The sequence below is a fragment of the Frankia sp. CcMO1 genome (genome assembly GCF_977945845.1).
Genome location: NZ_CDWTMG010000153.1, coordinates 1 through 10,491, shown reverse-complemented (window position 1 = coordinate 10,491; position 10,491 = coordinate 1). Strand labels below are relative to the sequence as shown.

Annotated in this window: 7 protein-coding genes; 4 read left to right on the top strand and 3 right to left on the bottom strand. The window is 70.4% G+C overall.

Annotation, left to right across the window (positions count from 1 at the left end; all coding sequences use genetic code 11):
* Positions 1-58: 58 nt before the first annotated feature.
* Positions 59-2,188, bottom strand: a complete 2,130-nt coding sequence (locus AC08OU_RS16850) for a catalase (RefSeq protein ID WP_476601406.1) — start codon at positions 2,186-2,188, stop codon at positions 59-61.
* Between the two features lie 178 nt (positions 2,189-2,366).
* Between AC08OU_RS16850 and AC08OU_RS16845 the strand changes: the two genes are divergently transcribed.
* The 4 genes from AC08OU_RS16845 to AC08OU_RS16830 all read left to right on the top strand — a co-directional run bounded on the left by AC08OU_RS16845 (position 2,367) and on the right by AC08OU_RS16830 (position 9,356).
* Positions 2,367-4,478, top strand: coding sequence for an acetate--CoA ligase family protein (locus tag AC08OU_RS16845; RefSeq protein ID WP_476601405.1), 2,112 nt, complete (start codon positions 2,367-2,369; stop codon positions 4,476-4,478).
* A gap of 111 nt (positions 4,479-4,589) precedes the next feature.
* Positions 4,590-5,450, top strand: a complete 861-nt coding sequence (locus AC08OU_RS16840) for a prephenate dehydratase (protein WP_476601404.1) — start codon at positions 4,590-4,592, stop codon at positions 5,448-5,450.
* Positions 5,451-5,591: 141 nt separating this feature from the next.
* Positions 5,592-7,520 (top strand): ATP-dependent zinc metalloprotease FtsH, encoded by a 1,929-nt coding sequence (gene ftsH / locus AC08OU_RS16835; protein ID WP_462187405.1) that lies wholly within the window; start codon positions 5,592-5,594, stop codon positions 7,518-7,520.
* Positions 7,521-7,814: 294 nt separating this feature from the next.
* Complete coding sequence (locus tag AC08OU_RS16830) at positions 7,815-9,356, top strand: WD40 repeat domain-containing serine/threonine protein kinase (RefSeq protein WP_476605276.1); 1,542 nt, start codon at positions 7,815-7,817, stop codon at positions 9,354-9,356.
* 411 nt (positions 9,357-9,767) lie between these two features.
* Here AC08OU_RS16830 and AC08OU_RS16825 read toward each other — a convergent pair whose 3' ends face one another.
* The gene (locus AC08OU_RS16825; protein WP_462187406.1) at positions 9,768-10,079 is read right to left on the bottom strand and encodes a MazF family transcriptional regulator; all 312 of its coding nucleotides are present in this window, start codon (positions 10,077-10,079) and stop codon (positions 9,768-9,770) included.
* The gene (locus AC08OU_RS16820) at positions 10,076-10,336 is read right to left on the bottom strand and encodes a toxin-antitoxin system HicB family antitoxin (protein WP_035911300.1); all 261 of its coding nucleotides are present in this window, start codon (positions 10,334-10,336) and stop codon (positions 10,076-10,078) included. Before AC08OU_RS16820 ends, AC08OU_RS16825 begins: the two co-directional genes overlap by 4 nt.
* Positions 10,337-10,491: the final 155 nt, after the last annotated feature.

Sequence of the window (10,491 nt, the reverse complement as noted above, 5' to 3'; positions counted from 1 at the left end):
GGCAACAACGCGGCAACAACGCGGCAACGCGGCAACGCGGCAACAACGGCGCCCGGCCCTACGCGGCGACGGCCTCCAGCGCGCGGTCGAAGTGCCGGTGGGCGGCCACGGCCGTGGTGAACGCGGAACCGAAGTCGTCGAGCACGGACGGCCCCGCAAGGTCGCGGACCGTCACGACACCCCGGTCGGACACCACCGCGTCACCCTGGTCAGCGACCCGCGCGCCCGGCAAGGAGGCGATCTCGAGCAACGACACCCCTGCGCCGACCGCGCCGATCGGCTTCGCGTGCTTGTACGCCTCGCCGACGTAGTGCACGGCCTCGCCGTTGTGTGTCAGTGCGGTGACACCGCGCTCGCCCGGGGCGACGAACACCGCGTCGTAGAGGACCGAGGACATGGTCACCAGCGTTCGGTCCACCGGCAGCGCGTCGCCGGACACCGTGGCGAGCATGCCTCCGTGCGGCGCGAGAACCTCCAGGATCGCGCCCTGTTCGCGCAGCGCGGCGGTGGCCGAACGCAATGCCACCTCGTCCACGCCGTCCGCCGCGAGCACCGCGATCCTGCGGGTGGCCACCCCGCTGGGCTGGTCGGCCTGGCTCAGCGCGGGTGAGGACCGTCCGTGGTTCGGGGTGCTCTCCGGTGGCACCGGCAGCCCGAGGTTCTCGGCGACCCCGGCCGCGAGTTCGTGGTCCACCTGGGCGAGATGTCCCAGGACACGCTCCTTGATCTGGGTGTAGTCGACCTTGCCGAGCTCGAAGCTGAACGCGTCGACGATGTGCCGCCGCTCCCAGGAGGACATGCTGTTCCAGAACAGGGTGGCCTGGCTGTAGAAGTCCTTGAAGCTCTCGCTCCGCTTACGGATCTTGTTCCCGTCGACCCGCTCGGCGTAGTGCACGTACCCGCCGTGCGCCGGATCGGAGAGCACCGGGCAACCGCCGCTGATCGAGTTCGGGAAGTACGACGTCTGGCGCTGCTGGATGCGATGCTGCCCGTAACCGTCGCGGGAGTTGTTGTGCACCGCCGCGACCGGCCGGTTGACCGGCAGCTGGGCGAAGTTCGGGCCGCCGAGCCGGATCAGTTGGGTATCCAGGTAGGAGAACAGCCGGGCCTGCAGCAGCGGGTCGTTCGTGAAGTCGATGCCGGGGACGACGTTCTGTACGCAGAACGCCACCTGCTCGGTCTCGGCGAAGAAATTGTCGGGGTTGCGGTTGAGCACCAGCCGTCCCACCGGCCGCACCGGCACCCGCTCCTCAGGAATGATCTTCGTCGCGTCGAGAAGATCGAAGTCAAACGCGTGCTCGTCGGATTCCGGCACGAGCTGCACGCCGAGTTCCCACTCCGGGAACGTACCGTTCTCGATCGACTCCCACAGGTCCCGCCGGTTGAAGTCGGGGTCCTTGCCCGCGATCTTCTGCGTCTCGTCCCAGACCAGGGAGTGCGTGCCGAGCTTCGGCCGCCAGTGGAACTTGACGAAGGTCCCCTGCCCGGCGGCATCGACGAACCGGAAGGTGTGCACGCCGAAGCCCTGCATCATCCGGTAGCTGCGCGGCAGTGCCCGGTCCGACATCAGCCACATCATCATGTGCATCGACTCGGGGACGAGGCTGACGAAGTCCCACAGGGTGTTGTGCGCGGAGGATGCCTGCGGAATCTCGTTGTGCGGCTCCGGCTTCACCGCATGGACGAAGTCGGGGAACTTGATACCGTCCTGAATGAAGAATACCGGCATGTTGTTACCGACGAGATCGAAGTTACCCTCCTCGGTATAAAATTTGACGGCAAATCCGCGTACGTCCCGGACCGTGTCCGCGGAACCGCGGGAACCGCCGACGGTCGAGAACCGTACGAACACCGGGGTACGCCGGCCGGCCTCGCCCAGGCAGTGCGCCCGGGTCACGTCGGCGAGCGACTCGTACGCCTCGAAGTACCCGTAGGCACCGGCACCGCGGGCGTGGACGACCCGCTCGGGGATGCGCTCGTGATCGAACCTGGTGAGCTTCTCCCGGAAGTGGAAGTCCTCCAGCAGCGTCGGACCGCGTTCCCCCGTCGCGAGCGAGTCGTCGGTGTGTTCGACACCGATCCCCTGGTCGGTGGTCATGCGGGCGCCGTCGTCGCCGACTCGGACGGCGTCGAGCTGCTGCTGCTTCGCGTCGTCCCGCGGGAGGCGCGACGTCCCAGGATCGGTCATGATGGTCACCTCGCTGACTGCCTGATGCTGTCCGGACGTACCCGGACCTACCCGCGACGACACGAGTAAATCTCGCTTCCGGACGGCGTCGCGCCGGCGTCGCGGTCTTCCCCACCGCCGACGGGAACCGGCGACGAACCAGCGAGGAGCCAGCGAGGAACCGGCGAGGAGGCATCCGTTGCGGGAGAACCTGGCGGAGTCGCGCAGCATCGCCCGGCTGCTCCACCCGCGCACGGTCGCCGTGGTGGGGGCGAGCCGCGAGCCGGGCTCGGTCGGTCACGAGGTCTTCCGCCGGCTGCTCGCCAGCGAGTTCACCGGCTCTGTCTATCCGGTCAACGCCGCGGCAACCCATGTGGCATCCGTCTACGCCTACCGGGACCTGTGTGACGTCCCAGTCGAGATCGACCTCGTGGTCGTCGCGGTGCCGGCGCCACGGGTCGCCGAGGTCATGCGGGCCTGCGCGGAGAAGGGGGTACGCGGCGTCATTGTGGTCGCGGCCGGCTTCGCCGACGGTGGTGACGAGGGACGGGCCCGGCTCGCGGACGTTATCCGGATCGCCCGTGACGGCGGCATGCGACTGATCGGGCCGAACGCGATGGGCGTCATCAACACCGTCCCGACGGTCCGGCTGCACGCCACCTTCGCGGTCGGCGACCCCCCGCCCGGCCGGGTCGGCCTGTTCACCCAGTCCGGGGCGCTCGCGGGCACGTTCCTCACCGACGCCTCCCGGCGCGCCCTGGGCATCTCCACGTTCGTCTCGATCGGGGACCGCTCGGACGTCTCCTGCAACGACCTGCTGCGGTACTGGCGCTCCGATCCACGAACCGGCGTGGTCATGTTGCATCTGCAGAGCCTGGGCAACCCACGCCGGTTCGCCCGGATCGCCCGCGAGCTCAGCCGGCACAAGCCGGTCGTGGCACTCAAGAGCGGGCGGGAGGCCGCCCACAGCGACATCGACGCCCTGTTCAGCAGCGCCGGGGTGATCCGCGTCGACACGTTGAGCCAGCTGTTCGACACGGCCCAACTGCTGGCCTGCCAACCGCTGCCGGCCGGCCGGCGGGTCGGCATCGTCGGGACCTCCAGCGCGCTCGCGGCGCTCGCCGCCGACGCCTGCCGTACCTACGGGCTCGGCGTGCCGGCGCTGTCCGCGTCGACCTGCGCCGGCCTCGCCACGCTGGTCGGCCATCGGCACGCCACGAACCCCGTCGATCTCGGGCCGCTGGCCGATCCGGACCGGTTCGACGCCGCGCTGCGCGCGGTCGCGACCTCCGGGGACGTCGACGCGATCATCACCCTGGTTACCCCGCACGCGCAGGTCGACCGGCTGGCGAGCTCGGTGCGCGCGGTGGCCGTCGAGAGCGGCCTGCCGGTGCTCGCCTCCTTTCTCGGGCAGGATGGGATCCCTGCCCATCTGGCTGTCCGGGACGGCTCGGGTACCCCGGGCCCGGGGTCGGTGCCGTCCTACGCCTCGCCGGAGTCGGCCGCGCTCGCGCTGTCCCGCGCGGCCGATCATGCCGCCTGGCGGACCCGGGACCAGGGCAGCGTCCCTGTGCTGGCCGGCATCGGCCTGGACCGCGCCCGTGCCAAGGCCGAGCGATACCCGAAGGACGGGGCGTGGCTGCCCGATGCCGCCGTCGCGACCCTGCTGGCCGGGGTCGGCCTGCGCGCCTGGCCGAGCCGGCGGGTCGGCAACCAGGCCGAGGCCCTCGCCGCGGCGGAGGCGTTCGGGTGGCCGGTGGCGCTGAAAATCGCCGACGAACGGTTCCGCAGCCGGCTCGACGTCGGCGCCGTCCAACTCGGAGTCGACGATGCGGCCGGGCTCACGCAGGCCTGGCAGGCCATCCGCGCCGCCGTCGGGCCGGGCGACATGCTCGTGCAGCCGATGGCCCCGGCCGGGGTCTCGACCGTGGTGCAGCTGCGGCAGGATCCCATCGTCGGTCCGCTGCTCTCACTGCGCCTGGGCGGGGTCGTCGCGGACCTGCTCGTCGACCCGCTCTCCCGCACGCTGCCGCTGACCGACCGGGACGCGGCCGAGCTCATCCAGGAGATCCGCGGCAGCGTGCTGCTGCTCGGCGGCTCCGGGGCGCCCGCCGCCGACACCGACGCCCTGGCCGACCTGCTGCACCGCGTCGCCCGGCTCGGGGAGGAACTGCCGGCCATCGCCGAGATCCTGCTTGATCCGGTGCTCGTCGGCCGCCGCGGCGTCGTGCTGCTGCATGCCGGCCTCCGCCTGCTCCCGCCCGAGACGGAACCACGGACGCTGCCGCGCACGCTCGCCGCCGACGGTTGAGCCCGCTCTCGGGCACGGGGACTGTCGCCCGGGAACTGTACGGTCGAGGGGTCAACACCGGCACCGGTACGGACCCAGCCGGTACCCGATCCAGCGGATTCGAGGACATGGATGACCGCCCGACAGAGGATCGCGTTCCAGGGCGAGCGGGGAGCCAACTCCCACATCGCCTGCCGGGACGTCTATCCAGACTACGACGCGGTCCCTTACCAGACCTTCGACGAGTGCTTCTCCGCGCTGGAGGAGGGTGAGGTGGACCTGGCGATGATCCCGGTGGAGAACTCCACCGCAGGTCGGGTCGCCGACATCCACCATCTGCTCCCCCGCCCCGGGGTGCACATCATCGGCGAGTACTTCCTGCCGATCCGTCACCAGCTGCTCGGCCTGCCCGGGGTGACCCTCGACGAGGTGAAGACGGTGCACAGCCATCCCCAGGCGCTGGCCCAGTGCCGGGAGGCGCTGCGCACGCTGGGTCTGACGGCGGTCGCCCACGCCGACACCGCCGGGGCCGCCCGGGAGATCGCCGAGGCCGGCAATCCGACCAGGGCCGCGATCGCCTCCCGGCTCGCCGCCGAGGCGTACGGGCTGCAGATCCTCCAGGCCGATCTCGAGGACGCGGACCACAACACGACGCGGTTCCTGATTCTGTCCGGCGAGAACCTGCGCGCGGCCGCCGGTGTCGGCCCGATCGTCACGACGTTCTTCTTCAAGGTGCACAACCGGCCCGCCGCGCTCTACAAGGCCCTCGGCGGCTTTGCCACGAACGGGGTCAACATGACCCGTCTGGAGAGCTACATGGTGGGCGGGGGCTTCGTCGCCACCCAGTTCCTCGCCGACATCGAGGGCAGCCCGGAGGAGCCGGCCGTCGCCCGCGCCTTCGAGGAGCTGTCCTTCTACGCCGACCACCGCATCCTCGGCGTCTACCGGGCGAGCCGGTACCGGGAACGGATCAGCACCGGTTCCGGGGCCTGATCGGCCTCCGGTGGAACGCGCCCCGGCAGAAGCCCTGGTAGAAAAGGACCAGCGGCATGTTCGGACGGCCGGAGAACTACGGCCGGAGAATTGACGGCAGGAGAACTACGGACGAAGAACTTCGGACGACAGGAGAACCAGGTGATCTCCCCGGTCCGTCTCGGGACCCTCCACCCGTCCACCCAGGCGCGTCCCGGGCCACCGAAGGACACCCCACCCAAGCCGGCGCCGCCGCCGATGCCCGGCTGGCGCCGCCTGCTGCTGCCGCTGGGGCTGTTCATCACGTTCCTGCTGCTGATCGGGCCGAGCCTGTTCGCCGTCCGGCCGGAGTCGCTGACGTACTCCGAGTTCCTCGATCGGGTGAATGCCGCCGCCGTGCGGTCGGTGTCCGTCGACGACCGCGGCGCCGTCGACGGCACGCTCAAGACCGGCAAGGACTTCACCTCCCAGATCCCCACCGCCCTGGACACCGGTGATCTCACCGGCCAACTGCGGGCGAAGGGTGTGCAGATCACCGGGACACGGGCCGGCACGTCGTTCTGGTCGGTCGTGCTGAGCTTCCTGCCGCTGCTGCTGCTCATCGGGTTCTTCGTCTGGTCGGGCCGGCAGGCCCGCAAGATGGGCGGTCTGGGCGGCATCGGCATGTTCGGCCGGTCGAAGGCGAAGATCACCGAATCGGAACGGCCGGCGACCAGGTTCAGCGACGTCGCCGGGTACGAGGGCGCGAAGCAGGAGATCAGTGAGGTCGTCGACTTCCTGCGCCATCCCGAGCACTACACCCGGGTCGGCGCGCACGGCCCGCGCGGGGTGCTGATGGTCGGGCCGCCCGGTACCGGCAAAACGCTGCTCGGCCGGGCGGTCGCGGGCGAGGCGGATGTCCCGTTCCTGTCCATCACCGGTTCCGGTTTCGTCGAGATGTTCGTCGGCGTCGGGGCCTCCCGGGTGCGGGACCTGTTCGCCGAGGCCCGCAAGCGGGCACCGTCGATCATCTTCATCGACGAGATCGACGCGATCGGCGGGCGCCGGGGGGCGAACGTCATCGGCGGCAACGACGAACGCGAGCAGACCCTCAACCAACTGCTGGCCGAGATGGACGGCTTCGAGCAGGACACCGGGGTGGTGGTGCTGGCCGCCACGAACCGGCCGGAGACCCTGGACGCGGCGCTGCTGCGGCCCGGCCGCTTCGACCGCCAGGTCACGGTGCCGCTGCCCACCCAGTCCGAACGCCTGGCGATCCTGAAGGTGCACGCCCGGGGCAAGGCCCTCGCGCCGGACGCCGACCTCGACCGGATCGCCCGCGGCACCCCCGGCTTCTCCGGGGCGGACCTGGCGAACGTCGTCAACGAGGCGGCCATCCACGCGGTCCGGGACGACCGGGAGGTCGTCACCGCCGAGGACCTCGACGCCGCGCGGGACCGGATCCTGCTCGGCCGCCGCGACGCCTCGAACGCGCTGCTCCCCGAGGAGAAGAAGTCCGTCGCAGTGCACGAGTCCGGCCACGCCCTGGTGGCGGCGTTCTGCGAACACGCCGACCCGGTGGCGAAGGTGACGATCCTGCCGGCCGGGATGTCCCTCGGTGCCACCGAGCAACTGCCCGAGGCCGAGCGGCACCTGTATACCGAGGGCTACCTGCTCGACAGTCTCGCGGTCCGGCTCGGCGGCCGAGCGGCGGAGCTCGTCGTCTTCGGCCACGGGTCCACCGGGGCCTCCTCCGACCTGACCGGCGCGACCCAGCTGGCCACCCGCATGGTGCGCGAGTTCGGCCTGTCGGCCGCGGTCGGCCCGGTCGGCTACGGTACCCAGAACCCGCAGTACCTCGGCGGGGAGGAGCTGGTCAGCCGACCGTACTCGGAACAGACCCAGCGCCTGATCGACGCCGAGGTCGCCCGGCTGCTGCGCGAGGCCGAGGCGCGGGCGGTCGATCTGCTCACGACCCATCGCGACGCCCTCGACACCCTCGCCGGGATGCTGCTGGAGCAGGAGACCGTGGACGGCTCTGTGGTCGAGGCCGTCGCGCGCGGGTCCACGACCGCGGAACGTGCGCCGACGCGGGTGCCGCTGCCCGGCTGACCGCCGATGCCCGCGGTCCAGATCTCACCGCGCCGCGCCGGCGCATGTCCTCGGTGTCGAGCACGCCCTCGGCCCAAGCGTTCATCGAGGTGTGCTCGCTCCGACCTCCCGATTACAAGATTGGTGCGCTCCGTCCGTGGACATCGTCGACTCGTCCAGCACCGATCTTCGATAGCATGCCGCACTGCTGTCGGGGTGCGGCGAGCGGTCGCTAGGATCATGCATCGTGCAGGGCAAAATGGGTTTATTCGCGGCGATCGTCGGTGAACCTCGGCGTAGGGTCAGGCCCGCATCATGATTGTTGATCGGGCACGGGTGGCAGCGGCGCTTCCTGGCTACGAAATGGGTGACCAGATCGGTGCTGGCGCGTTCGGGTTGGTGCTGGCCGGCTGGCATCGCGGCCTGCAGCGTGATGTTGCGATCAAGGTGCTGGCCGCAGGGGGACATGCCAGGCTGGCGGCCGGGTTCGCCGCCGAGGCGCGGATCCTCGCGGGCCTGGATCATCCGCACATCGTTCGGGTGTACGACTACGTCGAGGCCGACGAGCTGCGTCTGATCGTCATGGAGATGCTGGCCGGCGGGACCCTGACCCGCCGCCAGGCGGGCATGAGCCAGCAGGGGGCCTGTGCGGTCGGTCTGGCGGTGGCTGGGGCCCTGTCGTGTGCGCATTCCCGGAGTGTGCTGCATCGTGACATCAAACCTGACAATGTACTGTTCGACACCACTGGTTTGTTGAAGGTAGCCGATTTCGGAATCGCGAAACTGGTGGGTGGGGTGGCGGCCACCGCGAACACGGTGATCGGGACACCGCTGTTCATGGCTCCCGAGCAGATCGCGGGGAGCCGGCTGGGGCCGGCCACAGATCTGTACGCGCTCGGGGTGATGCTGTATCTGCTGCTGGCCGGTACCGCGCCGTTCGATCCGCCCGCACAGGCGCCGTGGCGACACCACCTCGACCGCGGTATCCGGCCGCCCGCCGGGGTGCCTGCGCCGGTGGCAGAGGTGGTCCTGGGCGCGCTGGCCGAGGTCCCGGCGGACCGGCCGCCGTCCGCGCACGCGTTCGCGGTTGATCTCGCCCAGGCAGCCGCCAGCGCGTACGGCCCGGGGTGGATCGCCTCGTCGGGGATGTCGCTACAGCTCGACGGCGAGGTCCGCGCCGCCGCCGAACACCCAGCCGCGTCTACCTGGCAGCTGCCACCGCCCGCCGCCGACGGCGTATCATCTCCGCGTCCGGCGGGCAGCACTCCGCCGGACCGGGCAGCCGGCGGGAGCATCACCAGCCGTGGGCGTCACCCCCGGTCCCGTCCCCGGCCGGCCACGCCGCCGCGTCACCGCCGCGCCGCCGCCCTCGCAGTGCTGCTTCTTCTCACCGTCGCCGGTACCGTCCTCATCACCAGCGTGGCTCGCAGCGGGAATCCGCGCGAGCCCAGTGCCCGCCCACTAGGCCAACCCCTGGCTGCCCACACCGGTTGGGTGCGCTCGGTGGCGTTCTCCCCCGACGGCCGCACCCTGGCCAGCGGCAGCGAGGAGCGAACGATACGGCTGTGGGATGTCACCGACCCGACCGCCCCCCGCCCTCTCGGCCCGCCCCTAACCGGCCACACCAGCACCGTATGGTCGGCGGTGTTTTCCCCGGATTGGCACGCCCTGGCCAGCAGCAGCGCCGACGGCACAATCCGGCTGTGGAATGTTACCGACCGGTCCAACCCCCGCCCGCTCGGCCAACCCCTGACCGGCCACACAGGTGTCGTGGCATCGGTGGCGTTCTCTCCGGATGGGCGTACCCTGGCCAGCGGCAGCTGGGACAAGACGGTACGGCTGTGGACGGTGGACTGACCGACTACCTGGGCCACAACCCCACCCGCCGGGTTACCGTCGGGCGGGAGCGGCTGCGGCAGCTGCTTCACCACCACTCCATCTCCTTCCAGCGCACCCGAACCTGGAAGGAAACCACCGACCCGGACGCCGGCGCCAGGCTGGACCGCATCGAGGAAGTGACCCGCCGCTTGCCCGACCGCTGCTTTCGCCTTCGACCAGTTCGGGCCACTGTCCATCCGCCCTTGCCACGGGACCTGCCCGGCGCCACGCAAGCACCCCGACCGCGTGCACGCCACCTACCACCGCACCCACGGCATCCGCTACTTCCACGGCTGCTACTCCCTCGGTGACGACACCCTGGCCGCGCTCACAAGCATCCGCGCCTCCGGCGGACCTCGTAACCGTGATGATGCCGGGGTTGCCGTGAGGTCAACGTTCGGGCGTAGCCAAGATCTTGAACAGCATGGTGTTGGCGGTGGTGAGCGTCTGGACGTCAACCCGGCGCAGGCATTCACCCAGGGCGGCCTTGGCCACGAACGTGACCAGGCCCATCACGGCCCACTGCCCCTCCCCCAGGTCGACGCAGAACCCCTCGTCGGTGGCGTGCTCCACGACCAGGGCGACCAGCACGGTCGGCTCGTCGGCGATCTCGTTGTAGACCGTGGAGCTGAGGACCAGCACCGCCTGCGGCGCCGGCCCGATGCCCGCGGTCCAGATCTCACCGCGCCGCGGTGGCCTCACCCGGCGGCGTCGGCGAGATTGGGCAGCCCCGACACCGCGAGAGCCCGCTGGTTGGCCTCCCCGAAGGCGAGGGCCGCACCGGCCACCGCCGGGTCGGCCCTCACCCAGGCCCCATGCGCGGCGCAGCGCCGGCGCATGTCCTCGGCGTCAAGCACGCCCTCGACCCAGGCGTTCATCGAGGTGTGCTCGGCCTCGGCGTACCGCTTGACCGCCTCGTAGGCCTCATCCGAGAGCCGGAGCGTGATCGTGCGCGACATGCGCAACATGCTAGCAAGATCTGAATGCTAGCAAGATCTGACAGCAGTATCCGCCACAGCGCGGAACGCATGGTCGCACTATCCGGTCACCAAAATCGACATATTATATGTCCATTCATGTGATTCCGTTGCCCTAGTACTCAACCCGACTTTTG

What these genes read in the sequence shown, in the direction of transcription:
- AC08OU_RS16820 (WP_035911300.1), bottom strand. Translation starts at nt 10,336, where the DNA reads ATGTCGCGCACGATCACGCTCCGGCTCTCGGATGAGGCCTACGAGGCG.
- AC08OU_RS16840 (WP_476601404.1), top strand. Translation starts at nt 4,590, where the DNA reads ATGACCGCCCGACAGAGGATCGCGTTCCAGGGCGAGCGGGGAGCCAAC.
- AC08OU_RS16850 (WP_476601406.1), bottom strand. Translation starts at nt 2,188, where the DNA reads ATGACCGATCCTGGGACGTCGCGCCTCCCGCGGGACGACGCGAAGCAG.
- AC08OU_RS16830 (WP_476605276.1), top strand. Translation starts at nt 7,815, where the DNA reads ATGATTGTTGATCGGGCACGGGTGGCAGCGGCGCTTCCTGGCTACGAA.